Raw genomic sequence first — 22,354 nt, 5'->3', positions numbered from 1 at the left:
AGGCGTCACTATGTTTTGGGATAAGGTTGGTCAGCAGATTTTTGCTAGCAAGATAGATAGGATCAAGGTCATTTTATGGCGGCTGTTACTCGTCTCGCTAGCGCTGGCTACGACCCAAAATGCAATGGCATTTTCCGGTACGTTGAATTTTTCAGGCAGCGATACAACGCTCGGAACCACCGTAAATGATGGTGAGGCTAATTCAACAGACATTGGTGGTGTTGTAATAGAAATTTATACCGCCAATTCAGGGACTAATACTAATGAGGGGGCCACGTGGCGATATCTTCCCGACTTTATAGGAGATGGTGCAGATGATTTCGATGATGGTATCGCCGATGAATCTGGTGATGGAGGTCCCTCCATTGTCATTAGGACTCAAGGGGGTGAAGAGTTCTCGTTTTCCGGGATAGAAGTTTTCAATTATTTAGGTGCGCATGGCTCGTTAAAGTTTGAAGGGTTTAGAGATGGTGTATCGACAGGCAGTGAGACACTCAGTCTGGATGTTGGAGATTTTCACGATACATTTACTCAGGCCAGTGGGCTTACGGCATCCAAGTTTCAGTATGTTGATGAAGTAAGAATTACTGATCCGGGCAATGCTGACCTCTACATTGCGATAGATAACATCGTGTTTGCTAATGGAGTAAATCCAGATGTTACCCCACCCACAGTCACCAGCGTAAGCGTTCCTTCGAATACAACTTATATCACCGGGCAATCACTGAGCTTCACTGTTAACACGAGCGAAAACGTCATCGTGAACACGGGTGGTGGAACTCCCCGTATCGCATTGACCATTGGCGCCACAACCAAATACGCAACCTACTCGTCGGGCTCTGGAAGCTCGGCCCTGGTTTTTAGTTACACGGTTGAGAGTGGTTTGGTTGATTCTGATGGTATTACCGTAGGTGCGCTTGGTTTGAACGGCGGAACCTTGAAAGATGCTGCCAATAATGACATGACGCTGACGCTAAATTCTGTCGGCTCCACAAGCAGTGTTCTTGTGGATAGTACAGCACCCACCGTTTCTTCTGTGACAGCCAGTACAGCCAATGGCACTTATAAAGTGGGCGATAGCATCAGTATTCAAGTTAACTTTAGCGAAGTGGTCAATGTCACTGGTACGCCGCAATTAACTCTGGAGACCGGTACAACAGATCGTGCCGTTAATTATACCAGTGGCAGTGGAACCAGTAGCTTGACCTTCAGCTATACGGTTCAGGCGGGCGACAACAACAGCGATTTGGATTATGTCGCCACCAATTCATTGTCGTTAAATGGCGGTACCATTCGCGATGCGGCCACCAATAATGCGACCCTTACACTGGCTTCACCCGGAGCGGCTAATTCATTAGGCGCTAACAAAGCGCTGGTTGTGGATGGCGTTACACCGTCTGTAACTAGCACAGCTCCTGTTGGTGACGCAGTCTCGACTGATACCAGTGTCGATTTCACGGTCAACTTCAGTGAATCGGTCAATAACATTTCTACCGATGACTTTGCACTTGGTACTACCGGTGGCGCGACCGGCACTGTCGCCAGTGTCTCCGCGACCTCTGGCTCAAGTGTGACGGTGACCGTCAGTGGTATCACCGGCAACGGTACTATCAAGCTGAACCTGAATGGCGCAACGAATATCAGCGATGCTGCTGGCAACGTAGGTCCAGCCGCCTATACGAGTGGTTCCGCCCATACTGTGGCCATTCCGACAGTGCCTGATGCGCCAACCATAGGCACTGCAACCGCAGGTGATGGCCAGGTATCAGTTGCTTTCAGCGCTCCCGGCAACAACGGTGGTTCTGCTATCACTGGTTATACCGTGACCTCTAACCCCGGAGGTTTTACAAATACGGGTGCCAGTTCACCGATTCTCATCACCGGTCTCACCAACGGCACTGCCTATACCTTTACTGTGACGGCGACCAACGGGATAGGTACAGGCACAGCCTCGGCCGCATCCAACTCGGCAACCCCCAAAGCCGACCAGACAATTACCTTTGCCCAGCCGAGCAACTATAACTTTGGTACCACACCGAACTTGTCTGCAACTTCGGACTCCGGTCTCACAGTCACCTTCTCGTCGTCTACCACTGGTGTATGTACGGTGAGTGGCGTTGCTCTGACCTTTGTAAGCGCAGGTACCTGTACGATTGATGCCGATCAGGCTGGTAATAGCGCAACCAATGCGGCGACTACAGTAACCCAAAGCTTTACGGTGAATGCGGTAGTTCCTGATGCGCCAACCATCGGTACGGCAACCGCAGGCGATGCCGAGGCAACGGTAACATTTACTGCACCTGCCAGTACCGGTGGTGCATCGATCCTTGCTGGTGGTTACACCGTCACTGCTAGCCCAGGTGGTGCAACTGGTACTGGCTCCGGTTCGCCGGTTACAGTGACCGGCTTGACCAATGGTGTTTCCTACACCTTCACGGTGACAGCGACTAACTCGGCGGGCACGGGGGCGGCTTCGGCAGCATCGAATTCCATTACCCCGGCATCACCACAAACCATCACCTTTAACAACCCTGGAGCACAGACCTTTGGGACTACACCAACGCTGACAGCCAGTTCGTCTGCAGGCGGTGGTTATGTTGTCACTTTCACCTCATCCACCCCTGGTGTCTGTACGGTGAGCGGCACTACGCTAACATTCGTGACCGCTGGCACCTGTACTATTAATGCGAATCAAGCGGGCGACTCATCCTACTTGGCCGCTCCCCAAGTCAGCCGCTCGTTTGCGGTAAGTGCGATTGTTCCCGGCGCGCCCACCACTATTGTTGCGACGGCAGGCGATACCCAGGCGAGCGTGGCGTTTGCACCTCCTGCCAATAACGGGGGTTCGAATATCCTCGGCTATGTTGTATCGGTGACGCCAAATGACGTTTTACCTGTCAGTGGAGCAGGCTCACCGATTGTGGTGAGTGGTCTAACTAATGGGGTGACCTATACCTTTACGGTGGAAGCTGAGAATGCCGTGGGTTTCAGCCCTGCCTCCAGTGCATCTAACCCTATTACGCCCAAAGCGATCCAAACGCTTACCTTCCTCAATCCGGGCGATCAGAATTTTGGTACTTCACCGACTTTGACTGCAACGTCCGATTCAGGTTTGGCGCCAACCTTTACCTCATCCACTCCGAGTGTCTGTACCATCACCAGTGGGGGCTTATTGAGCTTTGTCACTGTAGGCACTTGTACCATCAACGCAGACCAGGTGGGCAATGCGAGTTATTTGGCGGCGACCCAAGTTAGTCGTTCATTCAGTGTCAATGCCGTTGTACCCGGCGCGCCAACAATCGGCACTGCCACTGCGGGGAATGCTCAAGCAACGGTGAGTTTTAGTGCTCCGGCATTCACTGGTGGTGATGCCATTACGGGCTATTCCTTAGTATCGACTCCAGGCGGTATTACGGCATCGGGCACTTCTTCACCCATCACGATAATGGGATTAACCAATGGGACTTCCTATTCATTTACGGTTGCAGCTATAAACTCAGCCGGAACCGGTAGCCCCTCCACGGCGAGTAACGCAGTGAAGCCTAATGGCGCCCCCGTTATCAGTTCAACCGCACTCACGAGTGCTACCCAAGATGCAGCCTATAGCTACACCTTGGTGGCGACCGACAGCGATGTGGGCGACAGTCTCACCTTAAGCGCCGTGACACTGCCAAGCTGGCTGAGCTTTAATGCAGCCACGGGTGTGCTGAGTGGTACCCCAACTAATGCTAATGTCGGCAGTCATGCCGTGGTGCTACGCGCTACCGATGTGGATGGTCTGACGATTGACCAGAGCTTTACGATTGTTGTGGCAAACGTCAACGATGCACCAACCATCACCTCTAGTGCACAGACTAGTGCTACCCAAGATGCAGCCTATAGCTACACCGTGGTGGCGACCGACAGCGACGTGGGCGACAGTGTCACCTTAAGCGCCGTCACACTGCCAAGTTGGCTGAGCTTTAATCCGGCGACGGGTGTGCTGAGTGGTACCCCAACTAATGCTAACGTGGGCAGTCATGCCGTGGTGCTACGCGCTACGGATGTGGATGGTCTGACGATTGACCAGAGCTTTACCATTGTGGTCGCAAACGTTAATGATGCACCGACTATCAGTTCAACGGCGTTAACCAGTGCCACTCAAGATGCAGCCTATAGCTACACCTTGGTGGCGACCGACAGCGATGTCGGCGACAGTGTCACCTTAAGTGCCGTGACACTGCCAAGTTGGCTGAGCTTTAATGCAGCCACTGGCGTGTTAAGCGGTACCCCAACTAACGCCAATGTTGGCAGTCATGCCGTGGAACTACGCGCCACGGATGTGGATGGCTTAACCGCAGAGCAGAGCTTTACGATTGTGGTGGCAAACGTCAATGATGCACCGACCATCACCTCTAGTGCACAGACTAGCGCTACCCAAGATGCAGCCTATAGCTACACCTTGATAGCGACGGATAGCGATGTCGGCGACAGTCTCACCTTAAGCACCGTGACACTGCCAAGCTGGCTGAGCTTTAATGCCGCGACTGGCGTGTTAAGTGGTACCCCAACTAATGCTAATGTCGGCAGCCATGCCGTGGTGCTACGCGCCACGGATGTGGATGGCTTAACCGCAGAGCAGAGCTTTACGATTGTGGTGGCAAACGTCAATGATGCACCGACCATCACCTCTAGTGCACAGACTAGCGCTACCCAAGATGCAGCCTATAGCTACACCTTGATAGCAACGGATAGCGATGTGGGTGACAGTGTCACCTTAAGCGCCGTGACATTGCCAAGCTGGCTGAGCTTTAATGCAGCCACTGGCGTGTTAAGCGGTACCCCAACTAATGCTAACGTTGGCAGTCATGCCGTGGTGCTACGCGCTACGGATGTGGATGGTCTGACGATTGACCAGAGCTTTACGATTGTGGTGGCAAACGTCAACGATGCACCAACCATTATCTCTAGTGCACAGACTAGTGCTACCCAAGATGCAGCCTATAGCTACACCTTGGTGGCGACCGACAGCGATGTCGGCGACAGTGTCACCTTAAGCGCGGTGACACTGCCAAGCTGGCTGAGCTTTAATGCAGCCACTGGCGTGTTAAGCGGTACCCCAACTAACGCCAATGTTGGCAGTCATGCCGTGGAACTACGTGCTACCGATGTGGATGGTCTGACGATTGACCAGAGCTTTACTATTGTGGTCGCGAACGTTAACGATGTACCGACCATCAGTTCAACGGCGTTAACTAGCGCTACCCAAGATGCAGCCTATAGCTACACCTTGGTGGCGACCGACAGCGATGTGGGCGACAGTGTCACCTTAAGCGCGGTGACACTGCCAAGCTGGCTGAGCTTTAATGCCGCGACTGGCGTGTTAAGTGGTACCCCAACTAATGCTAATGTCGGCAGCCATGCCGTGGTGCTACGCGCTACGGATGTGGATGGTCTGACGATTGACCAGAGCTTTACGATTGTGGTGGCAAACGTCAACGATGCACCAACCATCATCTCTAGTGCACAGACTAGTGCTACCCAAGATGCAGCCTATAGCTACACCTTGGTGGCGACCGACAGCGATGTCGGCGACAGTGTCACCTTAAGCGCGGTGACATTGCCAAGCTGGCTGAGCTTTAATGCAGCCACTGGCGTGTTAAGCGGTACCCCAACTAACGCCAATGTTGGCAGTCATGCCGTGGAACTACGCGCTACCGATGTGGATGGTCTGACGATTGACCAGAGCTTTACTATTGTGGTCGCGAACGTTAACGATGTACCGACCATCAGTTCAACGGCGTTAACTAGCGCTACCCAAGATGCAGCCTATAGCTACACCTTGGTGGCGACCGACAGCGATGTGGGCGACAGTGTCACCTTAAGCGCGGTGACACTGCCAAGCTGGCTGAGCTTTAATGCCGCGACTGGCGTGTTAAGTGGTATCCCAACTAATGCTAATGTCGGCAGCCATGCCGTGGTGCTACGCGCCACCGATGTGGATGGCTTAACCGCAGAGCAGAGCTTTACGATTGTGGTGGCAAACGTCAATGATGCACCGACCATCACCTCTAGTGCACAGACTAGCGCTACCCAAGATGCAGCCTATAGCTACACCTTGATAGCAACGGATAGCGATGTGGGTGACAGTGTCACCTTAAGCGCCGTGACATTGCCAAGCTGGCTGAGCTTTAATGCAGCCACTGGCGTGTTAAGTGGTACCCCAACTAATGCTAATGTCGGCAGTCATGCCGTGGTGCTTCGCGCCACCGATGTCGATGGCTTAACCGCAGAGCAGAGCTTCAGCATTGTGGTGGCAAACGTCAACGATGCGCCGACCATCAGTTCAACCGCGTTAACCAGTGCCACCCAAGATGCAGCCTATAGCTACACCGTGGTGGCGACCGACAGCGACGTGGGCGACAGTGTCACCTTAAGCGCCGCGACACTGCCAAGCTGGCTGAGCTTTAATGCAGCCACGGGCGTGCTGAGTGGTACCCCAACTAATGCCAATGTCGGCAGCCATGCGGTAGTGCTACGCGCCACCGATGTGGATGGCTTAACCGCAGAGCAAAGCTTCAGCATTGTGGTGGCAAACGTTAATGATGCACCGACTATCAGTTCAACGGCGTTAACCAGTGCCACCCAAGATGCAGCCTATAGCTACACCTTGGTAGCAACGGATAGCGATGTGGGCGACAGTGTCACCTTAAGCGCGGTTACACTGCCAAGCTGGCTGAGCTTTAATGCAGCCACTGGCGTGTTAAGTGGTACCCCAACTAATGCTAATGTCGGCAGTCATGCGGTGGTACTAAGAGCTACGGATGTGGATGGCTTAACCGCAGAGCAAAGCTTCAGCATTGTGGTGGCAAACGTTAATGATGCACCTGTCGCTACCAATCAGACAGTGACGCTAGAGGAAGACAGTTCGGTGATGATCACGCTTGCGGGTGAGGATGCCGATAATGATCCTCTGACCTATGAGATCAGTGCCCAACCTGCCTCCGGTACCTTAGAGCAGCACGGTAGTGTCTGGCTCTATACGCCTGAGAAGGATTTTAATGGTACTGACTCTATTGGCTTTATCGCTAAAGATGCAGAGCTGAGCTCAGAGCCTGCCACAGTCACCGTTACGGTTACGCCAGTGAACGACGATCCTCAAGCTATCGATGACAGCTATACCTTAACCAGTACTGCAAATGACACCTATTCGTTAGCTGTGTTGGCAAACGATGTGGATGTCGATGGCGACACCTTAAGCATTGATGGTGCTGCTGCGGATATTGGCAGTGTACAAATCACTGCTGATGGACTCAGCTTTACCGCGCCCGAGGCTTATGTGGGGCCAGTTGCACTACGTTATACCATTAGCGATGGCAACAAAGGCCGAGCAACCGCCAAAGTGAATCTGCTGATTGAAGGCGCTGACTCAGCGAATCAACCCGTGATCACCCTCCCTGATGATGTGGAAGTGAATGCGACAGGCCTGTTTACGCGGGTGAAACTCGGTTTTGCTAAGGCGGTTGACCGTAATGGCCATCCATTACCCGTGTCGCTGGTGAATAAGAGCTTGTTCTTCGCTCCTGGCAACTACTTAGCCTATTGGCAGGCTGTAGACAGCGAGGGCAACAAGGCGATTAAAGCGCAGAAAGTCAAAGTCAATCCATTGATTTCGCTGAGCAAAGATCAAGTTATTGCAGAAGGGAATCAAGTGACCGTGAGTGTTCACCTCAACGGAGAGGCACCAAGCTATCCGCTGAGTATTCCTTACACAGTGTCAGGAACGGCAGACAGCAGCGACCATGATTTGGTTGATGGCGTAGTGGAGATAGCCTCAGGACAAATGGCAGAAATCCACTTTACTACCTTGAACGATGGTGTGAGTGAAGGGAATGAAGAGGTGCTAATCAGCCTTGACCCAAGCCTGAATCTTGGTAGTAAGCAGCAGACCCAAGTGGTGATTACCGAAGCCAATATTGCACCACAGGTTAGTTTAGCGGTGACTCAAGCTGGCCAGCAACAAGTCATTGTCGCGCAAAATGGCGGCGATGTGCATATTCGTGCTACCGCCTCCGATGCCAATGAGCAAGATACATTAACGCTGACGTGGGCAAGCGGTGCGTTAAGCTTGCAAGCGGATGCGACAGGGATGATGTTCTCTCCAGCCGCGGTAACGCCGGGGATTTATCCCGTGAGCTTAACAGCGACCGATGATGGTTCGCCTGCGCTGTCGAGTACCGAAACGGTGTACATCGTAGTGCGTCCAAGTTTAGCCGCATTGACGAGTGCTGATACGGATGGCGATTTAATCCCTGATGTTCAAGAAGGCTATAGCGATAGCGATAGTGATGGCATCCCAGATTATTTGGATGCGAACAATGACTGTAATGTGATGCCTGAAGGGGAATTGCAGCCAGTGTACTTCTTGGCCGAAGGGCAAGCGGGCGTCTGTTTACGTTTGGGAAATATTGCCCTAAGCCTTGGACAGAGCGGCGTGCAACTACAGCCTGAAGCTGTGGCTGAAGATGCTTTAGCCGCAAATGTGGGCGGTATTTTCGACTTTATCGCGACGGGTCTGCCACAACAGGGCCAAAGCTATAGCTTGGTATTGCCACAACGCTCGCCCGTTCCAGCGAATGCTGTCTATCGCAAGTTTAATGCTCAAGCGGGCTGGCGAGACTTTGTGATTGATGCAAACAACACTGTTGCCAGTACGGAGGGTGAACGTGGTTTCTGCCCGCCACCTGGGGATAGCCGTTGGACGCCGGGATTAACTGAAGGCCATTGGTGTGTGCAGTTGACCATCGAAGATGGCGGCCCTAACGATGATGATGGTGTGGCTAACCGTACTATTGTCGACCCAAGTGGCGTTGCTGTGATGCTCAATGGTAACCACTTGCCTGTCGCCAATCCCGACTCGGCAGCAATTGCTTGGAACCAAAGTATCGAGGTGAACGTGCTTGCCAACGATACGGATAGCGATGGGGATAGTTTGAGCGTCACTCAAGTGATTAGTGAGTTTGGCACTGTCACAGTGTTAGCTGATCAACGGATCAGTTACATGCCGGCGGCTGACTTTATCGGCACCGATGTGTTGGTGTATAGCATTACCGATGGCAAAGGTGGTACGGCAAGTACTGAGCTGACGATCGTGGTAAATGGCAACACTGCACCTGTGACTGTCGATGACAGCGCCGCTACCGATGACCGTACCAGCTTGCTTATCGATGTGCTGAGTAATGACACCGATGTGGATGGTAATACGTTGACCTTGTTAAGTGCGACGGCCCAACAGGGCACTGTGACTATCGAAGCCAATAAACTGCGCTATATCCCTAAAACAGGGTTTGATGGTGTGGATACCGTGACCTATAGGATTAGCGATGGCCAAGGTGGTGAAGCGACGGGGCAGGTGCTTATCACAGTGAAAGCCTATCAAGAGGTCATTATCGATAATAAGTCAGGAGGAGGCAGTATGACCTTATGGGCGTTGGCATTTATCTTGGCATGCGCGATATTGCGTCGCCGAGAATTACAGCGATTGGCCTTAGGCTGCCTGTTATTGCTCAGTGTAACGCAACAGGCACAGGCAACCGACTGGTATGTTGAGGGTTTTATCGGACAAGCGCAGGCCGATAAAACACTGCCTGAGTTAAACGCCCAAGTCGGAGAGGGACAACTCCTCAGCGTCGATGACTCGGATACCGCATTTGGGGTGAGTCTAGGTTATCAATGGACGCCGACCGTAGCGTTAGAACTGGGCTATGCCGATTTTGGTGAAGGAAGTGCAAGGATTAAGGGCTCGACGTTAATGCCAGCGCAATACCATGAGTTGGTGAAAACTGTCACCCCAGTGCTTGCCGATGGGGTTATGTTGGGCTTGAGATTTACCTTGCTGCAGCATCAAGGTTGGCGCTTTGAAGTGCCTGTAGGCTTGTTGCATTGGCAAGCGGATATTAGTAGTACCATGGGCAATACCACGATAACGACTGATTTAGATGGCACAGATTGGTATGCGGGAGTGCGTTTTAGTTACCAATTTAGTGATGCGTGGTCTGTGGGTTTAGGTTATCAATACCTTGCTATAGAGCCGAATGACCTATTGAGCTATCAACTCAATCTGCGTTATCAGTTTTAGATGATATTGACATCAAAAGGGGCTTAGCCCCTTTTTTGTGGGTGAATTTTCGCGATAAAAAGCGGGAAAGTTTTAGCCGCTTCTCCTTTGTTATTGCTTAGTGCGTGACTTAAATCCCATTACTTGAGTGGTGGTCTTTGGAATAGCCGCACTAAATTCAGGTTGTAGATTAAAGACAGGATAGTAAGATTGTCACTTATCCTAGTTAGTTTGTTGCTATTTTTATCCAGGGGCAGTTATGTCACAGCGGCACCATAAGCCGGAAATCTTGCATACTGAAGTTGTCGCTAAGAGCCGTTTGTTTCAAATTGAACAGGTCCATCTTAAATTCTCTAACGGTGTCGAGCGCCAGTATGAGCGGATGAAGGGTGGTAGCCGTGGCGCTGTGATGGTGGTGCCCATTCATCAAGGTAACATGCTGTTAGCCCGTGAATATGCCGCTGGCACCGACAATTACGAGCTAGGTTTTCCTAAGGGATTAATAGACCCTGGTGAGCAAGCTATCGAAGCGGCCAATCGAGAATTGCAGGAAGAAATCGGTTTTGGGGCCCGTAAGCTGACCCTGTTGAAAGAACTTAGCCTTGCGCCGGGTTATTTCTCTAGCAAGATGCAAATTTTCATAGCAGAAGATTTATATGAAAGCCGCCTCGAAGGCGATGAGCCAGAACCCATAGATGTGGTGCCTTGGGCGTTGGCCGAGTGGGAAGCGTTACTCGAAAATAGCGATTTTTCGGAATCCCGTAGTGTGAGCGCATTGTTTTTAGCGCAGAAACATTTACAACTTAAATAATCTTTTTTGTTATAGCATTCAGCAATTGAGTGCTTGTGGATCATTCGCGATGTTAGCGATTGGAGTGGTTATGAAGCCAGAAGAGTTAATCGACGAGGTGATTGCGATAGCAACGGATGCGGGTCGCACTATTCGTGAGATTTACCTTAAGGGTAATTTTGAGCGAGAGACTAAGTCTGATAATACCCCTGTCACCTCGGCGGACTTAGCGGCGAATAAGCTCATCTGTGAACGCTTAGCCGCGTTGACGCCTGAGATTCCTATCTTGTCCGAAGAGGCTGCCGATATTCCCCTGAGTGAGCGTGAAGGCTGGAAACGTTATTGGTTAGTCGACCCTCTCGATGGCACGGGAGAGTTTATTGCCGGTAGTGGTGATTTTTCGGTGATCATTGCGTTGGTGGAGCACAATCGTCCAGTAATGGGCGTGGTCTATGTACCGATGACGCAGGTGTGTTACTACGCCATCGCGGGATTAGGTGCCTATAAACGCACCGATAAGCAAGAAGTGCGTATCAGTAGTCGGCAAATTCAGCACCGTGAGCAAGTTTCCCTAAGGTTAGCGGTGAGTCGTCGTCAGGATCCTCAATCCGTGTTGACCCTCTTCAATCATCCTAAGCATTGTGAACTGGTGGTCATGGGCGGTGCGGCCTTGAAGAGTTGTCTGGTCGCTGAAGGACGCGCCGATTGTTATGTGCGAGTCGGGCCGACAGGTGAATGGGATACCGGCGCCGCGCAGATCATTATTGAGGAAGCGGGTGGTCAGCTCATGGATACCGAGCTGCAACCTTTGACTTATAACGAGCGTGAGACGCTTGAAAATCCTAACTTTATTGTTGTTGGTGCGCCCAATTTAGAGTGGGATAAAATTTTAATTGGTGAATAGGTTTACATGCAGTCGATTCGTCCAGTATTAAAGTCAGAGTTAGCCGACGTTTTTCAACTTGAACAGGCTATCTTTGGCGATCATTGTTATCCCGATTTTTTCTTCCGCCAAGGGTTTGATTGTTGGCCTGAGCATTTTCTTGTTGCCATAGATGATGGCGGTAAGCTGTTAGGTTATGTGCTCTGCGCTCAAAGTGGCGACCCTACCTGTATGTGGATCCTGTCCGTGGCGGTGAGTGAGCAAGCCCGCGGACGAGGCATTGGTAAACAATTAATACAACAATGTTTAAGCCAAATACCACCTCTGGTTAAGCGGGTGGATTTAACTGTCGATCCCCATAATCCTGCCCATGGTTTATATCAGCGTTTAGGGTTTGTCGATACTGCCTTCGAAGCGGACTATTTTGGCGCTGGGGCCGACAGAGTCGTGATGAGTTATCACTGCCGCTAGGTAAAAGTTCAATCTCGAAATGGTGCCCTCAATTGAGGGCGTCATTTTTTATGCGTTAAAAGTTAAATTCCCTCCAAGGTTCGCATCGAGCGATTGCCCAGAGTTAGACTTTCTTCCCTCATTTTTATGCCTTTTACTTCATGCTGTACGCAAAATAAACTTATTTTGAACGTTGTTTTTTATTTTTCAGGCTGTTAATCTCACACCATTCAACAGGGAGTGAGACCTATGGCGAGACGCAAAGAACATAGTCATGATGAAATTCGTACTATGGCAGTAGAAGCGGCAATGGCACTGCTGCAACAGCAAGGGACACAAGAACTGAGTTTACGCAAGATTGCTAGCCAGATTGGCTATGTGCCGAGTACCTTAATTAATATCTTTGGTAGCTATAACTACCTTTTGTTAGCCGTTTCTGAGGCAACGCTGCAGGCGCTGATGCATGAGCTCTCCGAGGTAAATGCAGATAATAGTCGCAATAAAATCATCAACATGGCGCAAAAATACGCTGAGTTTGCCCATGCACAGCGCCAATGTTTTAAGTTGGTATTTGAACTGCAGCTACTCGACTCCGAACCTTTGCCCGAATCTCAAGGCCATCTTATCGCGAGTTTATTCAGTTTAATTGAACGTGAGTTAGCCCTGTTGTTCCCCCATAAGACTGCTGAGCAGCAACTCCAAATGAGTCGAGTACTCTGGGGCGGCATCCACGGCCTCACGGCATTGTCACTGGATAATAAATTGTTTGCCGATACGGCATCTTTACCCGCTTTACTAGAAAGTCATGTGACTGGGTATTTACAGGGAATGGGTTATCAGAGAGAAGCATCATGCTGCTAACAAAACGTTTTTTACCGTATTTCGCAACCCAATGTCTGGGCGCACTTAACGACAATATCTATAAAAATGTGTTGCTGTTGCTCGTCACCTTCAGTCAAGTCAATGAGTTACCCATTAGCGTCGACATGTTTGTTAATTTGGCTGCAGGGGTCTTTATCCTGCCGTTTTTCCTGTTCTCTGCCCATGCTGGCGTCGTGGCCGACAATATGGATAAAGCCAAACTTATCCGTCGCTTAAAACTGCTCGAAGTCATCATTATGTTCAGCGCCGCACTCGCCATTGTGAGTGAGAATTATATGATGATGTTATTACTGCTGTTTTTAACCGGTAGCCAGTCAGCCTATTTTGGACCGGTCAAATATTCCCTCTTGCCTCAAGCCTTAAAAGAGGATGAGTTAGTGACGGGCAATGCCTGGGTTGAGATGGGGACGTTTTTGTCTATCTTGATCGGTACCTTGAGTGCCGGGATTTTAGTGTCTGAAAACAACGCCACCTTGTGGTCGGCCATCACGGTCGCAGCCCTTGCCTTGGCGGGGTATTTGTCTAGCCGTGCGATCCCTGCTTTACCGCCACAGGGCACAGTTCAGAAAATCCAATTTCGGCCATTATCTGGCACTTGGCGCACCATTAAGAAGGCACGCCAAACGCCTTCTATTTGGATGGCCATCCTCGCCATTAGCTGGTTCTGGTTTTTGGGGGCGACATATCTGACCCAATTCCCTAACTTTGCCAAGCTGCATTTGCACTCTGGCGCGACAGTGGTGTCGCTGCTACTGGGAATGTTCTCTATTGGGATTGCGGTTGGCTCCTTTGTCTGTGAGCGTTTTTCCTTTGGCCATGTGGAGTTAGGCTTGTTGCCCTTTGGGGTGCTCGGGTTAACCGTGTTTGGTGTGGACTTGCTGTGGGCGATTCCGCCTGCACCTGCGGATGCTAGTTTTGTTTATGGCTTACAAAGCTTTATTGCCGAGCAGAAGCATTATCGAGTGATGTTGGACTTCTTTATGATTGGGGTCAGCGGTGGTCTGTTTATCGTGCCTCTGTACGCCTTTATTCAAGCGCGTTCTGCGAAGGGAGAATGTGCGCAAGCGATTGCCGCGAATAACATTATGAACTCGCTCTTTATGGTGGCGTCAGCGTTGTTGTCTATGCTGTTACTCGGTGTGGCTGGCTGGAGTATTCCACAGTTGTTCTTACTGCTAGCCGTGATGAATTTCGTTGTTGCTCTCTATGTGTATTCACAAGTGCCTGAGTTTACCCAACGATTTATCAGTTACTTACTCAGCCATGTGATGTATCGAGTGACTGTGACTGGGCGGGAAAAGATCCCCAAAGAAGGCGCGGGTATCATAGTCTGTAACCATGTGAGCTATGTGGATGCGTTGATCATTATGGGCGCGTCGACCCGGCCGATTCGTTTTGTGATGGATAAATCGATCAGTGAAATTCCTGTGCTGAAATATCTGTTCCGCCATGCAGGAGTGATTCCGATTTGTTCGCCGCGCCAGAGTGAGGTCACTTACAATCAAGCTTTTGAATCAATTCATGAAGCGTTAGCGAATGGCGAGTTGGTGTGTATCTTCCCCGAAGGTCGTTTAACGCAGGATGGTGAACTCGGCGAGTTTCGCCCTGGTATCGATAAAATCTTGGCCCGCGATCCCGTACCCGTAATCCCTATGGCGCTCAATGGTCTGTGGGGCTCTTACTTCAGTCATAAAGATGGCCATGCATTGACCACAATGCCGAAACGCTTTTGGTCCAAGGTATCGGTGAGCTTAACGGATGTGGTGGATGGACAAAATGCTGATCGGCACTCGCTCAGGGATAGTGTCGCGAATCTACTCAATAAGTCCTAACTTGACGAGATAGATAAAGAAAGCCGTGGCGTTAGCACACGGTTTTCTTGTTTTTAACATGCTGAGCTGTACTTGTTTAGCCAAGATTATCTTGCGATAAGTTATCTAACCACTGATGCATGTCTTGGTGATTTCCCCTAAAAAGCACTCTATGTGCTTTTTTTGCTAATTGGTATTCATACATAGGGTCGTAATACTTGTGCAGTAGCAGGCTTATCCAAGTTAAATGCTGTGAGGTTTGGTTTTGATTGAGTTGCTGCATCAGAGCCAGTTGCATGATGTCTTGTAATTCTTGAAATTGTTTACCACCGAGACGTTTACGAATACTGGTAAGGCTCTGCAAAAGATATTGGCTAAAGGCATCAAAGCCTGCCTCAATACCTAAGCGTTCAACAAAACCGTGATGCATTTTATGAACATATTCATCGAGTAAGCGACTTAGCCTAATGTCGTCATCTTCTTCGAGTACTACAATATCGGCTGCCTGCATGGCGCTATAAAAGTTTTGCGGCAGTGCTGAGCGGCCAATCAGAAAGCTTTCATCCTCAAGTAGCAAGCAGGAATGATTGCCCTGTTGGTGGCGGAGTAGTGTAATCGCGAGCTGATTTTCAAAGTTTATTTGCGTCGGTTGTGGGTCGATATTTTTGCCAAAACTCGATCCTCTGTGATTGGCGATACCCTCAAGATCCACTGCCTCTTTGCGCTGTCTTAAAAAATCCGTTTTACCGCAGCCCGTCATACCACTTAGGCTTAACAAGCGTTGTTCGCTAGGGACTGCATCAATCACACCAATTAAATATTGGCGCATGCCTTTGTAGCCACCCTGTACATAAGGTACGACTACGCCCGCTTCTTTTAGCCATTGCTGAGTTAGCTGTGAGCGTAGCCCGCCGCGAAAGCAGTAAAGATAAGCTTCGGGGTGGGCCGATAAAAAGTGTAACCAAGCATCAATTCTTTGTTGTTTTACTGCGCCATGTACGAGTGAATGGCCTAAGGTAATCGCGGCTTGCTGTCCTTGCTCTTTGTAGCAAGTTCCGACCTTTTCCCTTTCTTTATCAACCATTAACGGTAGATTTTCTGAGGAGGGAAACGCGCCGCGATCAAATTCAATCGGCGCCCTTAAGTCGATTAATGGCTGCCCAGCGACAAAGATATCGTGGTATTGCTGGGCCTGGATAATCGTTGTTGTCATTAACACAGCACCACATTGGCGGTGGAGGTGGGCGTTTCTAACGAACCAATGCAGATAGGCTCAATTTGATGGGCATTAAGCAGTGCCACCAGTTCTGCTTCGGCCTCATTCGATACCGCCACTAACAAGCCGCCACTGGTTTGTGGGTCACACAAAATGGCTTTCTGATAATCGGTTAGAGTGGGTAAGTGCTCGCCATAACTGTCGTAGTTACGGTGGGTTCCGCCGGGAACACAACCCTGCGCAAGATAGTCGAGGGCGCGAGGTAAGAGCGGCACTGCATCGAGTGTTAATTTGGCGGTGAGTTTAGCGCCTTGGCACATTTCGAGCAGATGGCCTGCAAGGCCAAAGCCTGTGACATCTGTCAGGGCGTTTACGCCTTTGATCTTAGCGATCTTAGCGCCTACGCTATTGAGCTGGCACATGGCATTCACCGCAATGTGGCTATCTTCGTCTTTTAGCTTCTTCTGCTTTTGTGCCGTGGTCAGGATGCCAATGCCAATAGGTTTTGTGAGATACAAACGATCGCCAGTTTTAGCAGTGTCGTTTTGTTTTAAATCGGTTAAGGCGATTTGTCCTGTTACTGCAAGGCCAAAGATAGGTTCAGGTGCATCGATGCTATGACCGCCAGCCAGCATAATGCCTGCTTCCATACAGGCTTGACGACCGCCATCAACCACTTGTTGCGCGATTTCGGCAGGCAATTTGTTGATTGGCCAGCCTAAAATAGCAATCGCCATCATCGGCGTGCCGCCCATGGCGTAAATATCACTAATCGCATTGGTGGCAGCAATGCGGCCAAAGGTAAAGGGGTCATCAACAATGGGCATAAAAAAATCAGTGGTACTGATAATGCCAATCTCATCATTGAGCTTATACACGGCCGCATCATCGCGACTCTGATTGCCGACCAGCAGATTAGGATCGGTAAATACAGGCAGCTGCGAGGCAAGAATGGTGGTCAGTACTTTAGGGGAAATTTTACAGCCGCAACCGGCACCATGACTATATTCGGTGAGTTTAATGCTATCGGTTGGAGATACTGCACAATTCGACATGAGCCTAACATCCTGTAAAAAGTGAATGAGGCATCATAATAATAGGATACGGCCACCATGCAAGGCGGCCGTATGATTTTTACCGATAATTGTGGCCTAGCTATAAGTTGCAGTCAGGCTCTTCCAGCTTTTTTGCTGATTCAGGAGTCGGGTTTTTAGCTCTTCGACTTGCTGCAATAATTGCTGATCGACCAGTTGCTTACGTTTGGCCTCTAACAGTGCCTTTTGGGCTTGATAATATTCGAGTAAGTGTTGTTTCATCAACTCATACTCTTGTTGAATTTTTTCAATAATTTCATCGGCATTTGGCAAATTGAGCACTTTGCTTTTAGCATGCAGCAGTTGCATTTGTAAGCGGGCACTCTCGATTCGCTCCTGCGGACTCGTGCGTAAGTCTTTGGCTAAACCCACCCAAGATAACGCCTTAATCAACCACTTAGTCGGATCGTAATGCCACCATTTAATCCCGTTACGATAATCGTTTTCGAAGATATGGTGGAAATTATGGTAACCCTCACCGTAGGTCAGTACAGCCAGAAAACCGTTATCGCGGGCCGTATTTTTATCGGTATAAGGTTGGCTACCCCACACGTGGGCGAGGGAGTTAATGAAGAAGGTGCAGTGATGCACGACCACTAAGCGCAGAAGTCCCGCCATCAGTAACATACCCGCGATATTGCCAGTGAACCAGCCTAATAAAGCAGGCAGACCAATATTCATAAGTAGCACAAGTGCAAGATAGTGCTTGTGTTGCCACATCACGATACGGTCGTTCTGTAAATCACGCACGTTTTGGTAGTCATGGTAACGCTGGGCTTGGTATTCGCGCAGCATCCAACCGATATGGCTGTACCAGAAACCCATGTTGGCGGAGTAAGGATCTTTGTCATTGTCATCGACATGCTTATGGTGCACACGATGATCGGATGCCCAATGTAACGCGCTGTTTTGTAATGCTAATGCACCACCAAGTGCATATATGAAACGTATTACAGGGTGTGCCTTGTAGGCTTTATGTGACCAGAGTCTATGGTAACCCGCAGTGATCGACAGGCCACTGGCAAAGGCTAAAACCACAAAAGCAATCCATTCGCTGGCACCGTAACCGTGGGCTAGGCCATACCAAGGAACAAGGATTACCGCACTGAGAAAGGTTAGGCTAAATAGGGTGACATTAAGCCAGATGATAGGGGGTTTATTCATTATAGTTTCCAATATCCGCATTTGAGCGTACAACTGTAAGCTAATTTAGCCCAGCAATCTTGTTTGGTCAAGGTGGATAGGGCTGTGTTTCAATCGCAAAAGCGGTATTATCGCGTCATTACATTCAGTTAGCGGATTCAAGAATGGGTATTCGTGCACAGCAAAAAGAGAAAACTCGGCGGGCTCTAGTCGATGCGGCCTTTAATCAGCTCAGTGCTGAGCGGAGCTTCTCTAGCTTAAGTTTGCGAGAAGTGGCGAGGGAAGCCAACATTGCGCCCACATCCTTTTATCGTCATTTTAAGGATATGAATGAACTCGGGTTGACTATGGTCGACGAGGGCGGGCTTACCCTAAGGCAAATGATGCGCAAGGGGCGTCAACGTGCTGAAGCGGGTGGTAGCGTGATCCGTATATCAGTGGATACCTTTATGGAAGTTCTTGATTCTAATCCAAACGTTTTCAGAATTTTACTGCATGAGCGTTCAGGTACCTCGGCGGCATTCCGCGCTGCGGTGGCTCGCGAGATTGAACATTTTATTTCTGAATTGGCCCATTACACCGAAGCGACGGCGGGCCGTACACCTATGCTAGCCAGAGCGCAGGCAGAAGCGCTAGTGACCTTAGTGTTTAACGCCGGAGCGTCGGCACTGGATATGAAGCGCGCCGATCGTAAAGTGCTTGCCGATCAATTAGTAATGCAGCTGCGCATGGTCGCCAAGGGCGCTGAAGCATTACAACATAAAGTAGAACATCGTTAGTTGGGTACGGTTTGACTAAAAACAAAGGAGCCACAGGCTCCTTTGTTTTTAGGTATATAGAGTCGCCTAACGACGTTCTAACAGCACACCTGTTTCCATATGGTCGGTGTAAGGGAACTGATCGAATAGCGCAAAACGTGTCACCTTGTGAGTCTGATTTAATTGCTGCAAATTGTCTTTTAAGGTGTCGGGATTGCACGAGATATACAAAATCCGCTCATAACCTTGCACTAAGTCCAACGTAGCTGGGTCAATACCTGCTCGTGGTGGGTCAACAAAAATGGTGTTGCACACATAGCTATCCAGATCAATGCCTTCTAAGCGCCTGAAGCTGCGTTTTTTGGCCATCGCATCGCTAAACTCTTCCGCCGACATGCGGATAATTTGCAGATTATCGATATTGTTGACTTCGATATTGTATTGGGCTGCATCCACTGAAGGTTTGGCCAACTCGGTCGCGAGCACGCGATTAAAGTTTTGTGCCAGCGCGATAGAGAAGTTGCCATTACCACAGTAAAGCTCCAGCAAATCGCCTTGGCTGTGTTGAGTCACGTCGATAGCCCATTCCAGCATCTTGATTGCCACCTTGGCATTTGGCTGGGTAAAGCTGTTTTCGATTTGTTTGTAATGGAAAACTTTGTCATTCACTTGCAGTGACTCAACTACAAAGTCTTTATCTAAATCGATTTTCTGTTTGCGCGCACGGCCAATTATATTGACCTTAAATTGGCTGCTCAATCTGGCTTTGAGCGCGGTGGCTTCGCTGCGCCATTGGTCATCAAGCTGTCTGTGATACAGCAGTGATACTAGAATCTCACCACTGAGCGTTGATAAAAAATCAACCTGGAAGAGTTTGTGGCGTAGGCTGTGGTTAGGTTTTAACTCGGCGATCAGTGCCGCCATCATTTGATTGATTAACGCACTCGCAGGTAAGTATTGATCACAACGTACTTTGTCGTTCAATACTTTATCAAACATGTAATAGTATAAATCGTCGCCCTCATGCCATACACGAAACTCAGCGCGCATACGGTAGTTGGCAGGCTCAGAGGCAAACACTTCAACACTCGGCGTCTCAAATTGGGCAAAGGCCTGCTCTAGCTTGATACGCTTTGCAGTCAGTTGCGCATCATAGGTCGTGGGATCCATTGCTGCTAAATTCATTGTTGATTCACCGTGGCTGTAAATTGGGGCGCAAATTTTATACTAGGTTACACGAATGTCCAGCATCTTGGTTTTGCGGTTTGAGCAAAGCTGTGGGAAAATCCGCCCGCGCATGGGGCGAAGAAGAATTAACTGGAGATGGGCTTGTCGCAACCAATATTAGTATTCGATTCTGGCATCGGCGGTCTATCCGTATTAGCAGAAATTCGCAAACTGCTTCCTCATCATGATTACTGCTATTTATTCGATAATGCCAGATTGCCCTATGGCGAGTTGGAAGAGCAGGAACTTGTCTCGGGTTGTGTCGCGCTAATCGACCAAGTCGTAGAGCGTACCCATGCAGCTATAGTTGTCGTTGCCTGCAATACCGCGAGTACGGTTGTGCTGCCCGCGCTGCGTGCCACTTTAACTGTTCCTGTTGTCGGTGTTGTCCCCGCCATTAAACCTGCGGCGCAGTTATCTAAAAGTAAACGTATAGGGTTGCTTGCTACCCCAGGTACGGTAAAGCGCCACTATACTCACGAACTCATTAGCCAATTTGCCGATGACTGCCATGTAGAACTGTTCGGATGTTCGGAATTAGTGCTGATGGCCGAGCAGAAGATTGCCACTGGTCAGCTGAATATGGTGCGATTAACGCAGATATTGTCGCCGATTGTCGAGGCGGAGTTAGATGTATTGGTACTTGGATGTACTCATTTCCCAATGATGCGTGATGAATTGCAGCAGGTATTGGGTCAAGGTGTGACTCTGCTTGATTCAGGTGAGGCAATAGCTAAACGAGTCAAAACACTGTTAGCTACTAAGAGCGAACAGCAAGGTCTAAAAGACGCGCACCAAGATTCGGTTATGCAGGCGTTTTATACTAAAGCGGAAATCAGTGAGGGATTGATGACTATGTTAGTCGATTGTGGCTTTTCGGCCCTAGAGCGAATCACCACAATCAACCAGAACGGATAAGCTAACGCAGATTATTCATCAGTACCTGTACGATCAGCGGCTTCCGAATCTTGAGTCTTAGCTTCTCTAACTTTTAAGGTTCTTTCTTGGAAGTTAAAGTCATTTAGCTTAACCATTGCTTTTTGAGCACCTGCTTCGGACATTTCAACAAAACCGAAGCCTTTACGGCGACCTGTTTTACGATCTCGAACTAAACGGACTGAATTGACTGGGCCGAATTCACCAAACAATACTTTCACTTCTCCCTCATGCACACGATAAGGCAAGTTGCCTACATAGAGTGTCATTGTCGGGCCGACATATTGTTCATCAGCTGCTTGAGTGGTACCTAAATCAGGGACAAATTTAAAGATAAGCGTAGTAATAATCACGCCAGCAACAAAGGCGATGTAAGCGGGTAATGTTGTTGCAAATTGAGATAGCGCAATTGCGCCAAGAATGGCAATAACCAAAACAATAAGAAATGACTTTTGCATATAAATGCTCTCTGAATGAAATAGAAAATGATAAATAACTGTTAACAGCAAGTCATATGGTAATGAATTATTTACTTTTACACTAGACTGCTGCCGAAAAATTGAGCGCGAATTATCATTTATCAGATAAAAACTTACATCAAAATTGAATAACCAAGCCAAAATAGATAAAAAATAAACATAATGCTTAAAATGTCGGCGTACAGTCTTTGGGGGCTAAAAAAGCGCTTGCACAAAAAGTTCCGCTGCCTATAATGCGCATCCACTGACACGGCAGACAGCGATACGCAGTTGGCAGTTACAAGTGCCAGTTCATCAAGTGATTCAGTCCTTGATGGGCGAAAAGAAAGTTTAAAAAACTACTTGACGCAAAAACGGGAATGCGTAGAATACGCAGCCCTGACCCGCTGAAATCACTTGTGATAATGCGATGGTCAACGCTCTTTAACAATTTATCAAGCAAATCTGTGTGGACACTCACGGGTGTTGAGTTAATCGAAATTACTCTGCTGTTTGGCGAGTAATCAAAGAATTAAATCAATGAATGAGTGTTCATAGCAATATGTACATACAGTAATGTATGAATTGAAACGCGATGCTTCTTAGTGAG

13 protein-coding genes are annotated in these 22,354 nt (G+C 49.2%); 8 read left to right on the top strand and 5 right to left on the bottom strand.

The window, feature by feature from the left end; genetic code table 11:
* Window positions 1-10 precede the first annotated feature (10 nt).
* The 6 genes from HG547_RS16340 to HG547_RS16315 all read left to right on the top strand — a co-directional run bounded on the left by HG547_RS16340 (window position 11) and on the right by HG547_RS16315 (window position 14,933).
* Window positions 11-10,117, top strand: coding sequence for a putative Ig domain-containing protein (locus HG547_RS16340; protein ID WP_248278757.1), 10,107 nt, complete (start codon window positions 11-13; stop codon window positions 10,115-10,117).
* A gap of 238 nt (window positions 10,118-10,355) precedes the next feature.
* Window positions 10,356-10,907: an ADP compounds hydrolase NudE gene (gene nudE, locus HG547_RS16335; RefSeq protein WP_037430523.1), complete on the top strand. Its 552-nt coding sequence runs from the start codon at window positions 10,356-10,358 to the stop codon at window positions 10,905-10,907.
* Between the two features lie 70 nt (window positions 10,908-10,977).
* Window positions 10,978-11,790: a 3'(2'),5'-bisphosphate nucleotidase CysQ gene (gene cysQ, locus HG547_RS16330; protein ID WP_055647611.1), complete on the top strand. Its 813-nt coding sequence runs from the start codon at window positions 10,978-10,980 to the stop codon at window positions 11,788-11,790.
* Window positions 11,791-11,796: 6 nt separating this feature from the next.
* Window positions 11,797-12,240, top strand: a complete 444-nt coding sequence (locus HG547_RS16325) for an N-acetyltransferase (RefSeq protein ID WP_055647579.1) — start codon at window positions 11,797-11,799, stop codon at window positions 12,238-12,240.
* A gap of 228 nt (window positions 12,241-12,468) precedes the next feature.
* A complete protein-coding gene (locus HG547_RS16320) occupies window positions 12,469-13,080 on the top strand; it encodes a TetR/AcrR family transcriptional regulator (RefSeq protein WP_047535771.1) in 612 nt (203 codons plus the stop codon).
* Window positions 13,071-14,933 (top strand): MFS transporter, encoded by a 1,863-nt coding sequence (locus tag HG547_RS16315; RefSeq protein WP_169548416.1) that lies wholly within the window; start codon window positions 13,071-13,073, stop codon window positions 14,931-14,933. Before HG547_RS16320 ends, HG547_RS16315 begins: the two co-directional genes overlap by 10 nt.
* A 76-nt stretch (window positions 14,934-15,009) precedes the next feature.
* Here HG547_RS16315 and mnmH read toward each other — a convergent pair whose 3' ends face one another.
* From mnmH to HG547_RS16300, 3 genes are all read right to left on the bottom strand, one after another.
* Window positions 15,010-16,125 (bottom strand): tRNA 2-selenouridine(34) synthase MnmH, encoded by a 1,116-nt coding sequence (gene mnmH / locus HG547_RS16310; protein WP_169548415.1) that lies wholly within the window; start codon window positions 16,123-16,125, stop codon window positions 15,010-15,012.
* Window positions 16,125-17,183, bottom strand: coding sequence for a selenide, water dikinase SelD (selD, locus tag HG547_RS16305; RefSeq protein ID WP_037416476.1), 1,059 nt, complete (start codon window positions 17,181-17,183; stop codon window positions 16,125-16,127). Before selD ends, mnmH begins: the two co-directional genes overlap by 1 nt.
* Before the next feature lie 96 nt (window positions 17,184-17,279).
* Window positions 17,280-18,386, bottom strand: coding sequence for a fatty acid desaturase (locus HG547_RS16300; RefSeq protein WP_037416479.1), 1,107 nt, complete (start codon window positions 18,384-18,386; stop codon window positions 17,280-17,282).
* A 143-nt stretch (window positions 18,387-18,529) separates the two neighbouring features.
* On the opposite strand from HG547_RS16300, the gene fabR reads away from it, so the two are divergent.
* Window positions 18,530-19,144, top strand: coding sequence for an HTH-type transcriptional repressor FabR (gene fabR / locus HG547_RS16295; RefSeq protein ID WP_011070594.1), 615 nt, complete (start codon window positions 18,530-18,532; stop codon window positions 19,142-19,144).
* Between the two features lie 66 nt (window positions 19,145-19,210).
* Here fabR and trmA read toward each other — a convergent pair whose 3' ends face one another.
* Window positions 19,211-20,308: a tRNA (uridine(54)-C5)-methyltransferase TrmA gene (trmA, locus tag HG547_RS16290; RefSeq protein ID WP_169548414.1), complete on the bottom strand. Its 1,098-nt coding sequence runs from the start codon at window positions 20,306-20,308 to the stop codon at window positions 19,211-19,213.
* Window positions 20,309-20,452: 144 nt separating this feature from the next.
* Between trmA and murI the strand changes: the two genes are divergently transcribed.
* Window positions 20,453-21,268 carry a glutamate racemase gene (murI, locus tag HG547_RS16285; RefSeq protein ID WP_169548413.1) on the top strand — a complete coding sequence of 272 codons (816 nt, stop codon included), beginning with the start codon at window positions 20,453-20,455 and terminating at the stop codon, window positions 21,266-21,268.
* Window positions 21,269-21,279: 11 nt separating this feature from the next.
* Here murI and HG547_RS16280 read toward each other — a convergent pair whose 3' ends face one another.
* Window positions 21,280-21,744 (bottom strand): RNA-binding protein, encoded by a 465-nt coding sequence (locus HG547_RS16280; RefSeq protein WP_037430549.1) that lies wholly within the window; start codon window positions 21,742-21,744, stop codon window positions 21,280-21,282.
* Window positions 21,745-22,354 lie beyond the last annotated feature (610 nt).

It is taken from the genome of Shewanella sp. DNRA4, assembly GCF_012843185.1.
GTDB lineage: Bacteria > Pseudomonadota > Gammaproteobacteria > Enterobacterales > Shewanellaceae > Shewanella > Shewanella xiamenensis.
Note: the sequence above shows the minus strand (reverse complement) of the source record. Positions and strands in the feature narration are given on the sequence as shown.

What these genes read in the sequence shown, in the direction of transcription:
- selD (WP_037416476.1), bottom strand. Translation starts at nt 17,183, where the DNA reads ATGTCGAATTGTGCAGTATCTCCAACCGATAGCATTAAACTCACCGAA.
- mnmH (WP_169548415.1), bottom strand. Translation starts at nt 16,125, where the DNA reads ATGACAACAACGATTATCCAGGCCCAGCAATACCACGATATCTTTGTC.
- trmA (WP_169548414.1), bottom strand. Translation starts at nt 20,308, where the DNA reads ATGAATTTAGCAGCAATGGATCCCACGACCTATGATGCGCAACTGACT.
- cysQ (WP_055647611.1), top strand. Translation starts at nt 10,978, where the DNA reads ATGAAGCCAGAAGAGTTAATCGACGAGGTGATTGCGATAGCAACGGAT.
- HG547_RS16320 (WP_047535771.1), top strand. Translation starts at nt 12,469, where the DNA reads ATGGCGAGACGCAAAGAACATAGTCATGATGAAATTCGTACTATGGCA.
- HG547_RS16300 (WP_037416479.1), bottom strand. Translation starts at nt 18,386, where the DNA reads ATGAATAAACCCCCTATCATCTGGCTTAATGTCACCCTATTTAGCCTA.
- nudE (WP_037430523.1), top strand. Translation starts at nt 10,356, where the DNA reads ATGTCACAGCGGCACCATAAGCCGGAAATCTTGCATACTGAAGTTGTC.
- HG547_RS16280 (WP_037430549.1), bottom strand. Translation starts at nt 21,744, where the DNA reads ATGCAAAAGTCATTTCTTATTGTTTTGGTTATTGCCATTCTTGGCGCA.
- HG547_RS16340 (WP_248278757.1), top strand. Translation starts at nt 11, where the DNA reads ATGTTTTGGGATAAGGTTGGTCAGCAGATTTTTGCTAGCAAGATAGAT.
- HG547_RS16325 (WP_055647579.1), top strand. Translation starts at nt 11,797, where the DNA reads ATGCAGTCGATTCGTCCAGTATTAAAGTCAGAGTTAGCCGACGTTTTT.
- HG547_RS16315 (WP_169548416.1), top strand. Translation starts at nt 13,071, where the DNA reads ATGCTGCTAACAAAACGTTTTTTACCGTATTTCGCAACCCAATGTCTG.
- fabR (WP_011070594.1), top strand. Translation starts at nt 18,530, where the DNA reads ATGGGTATTCGTGCACAGCAAAAAGAGAAAACTCGGCGGGCTCTAGTC.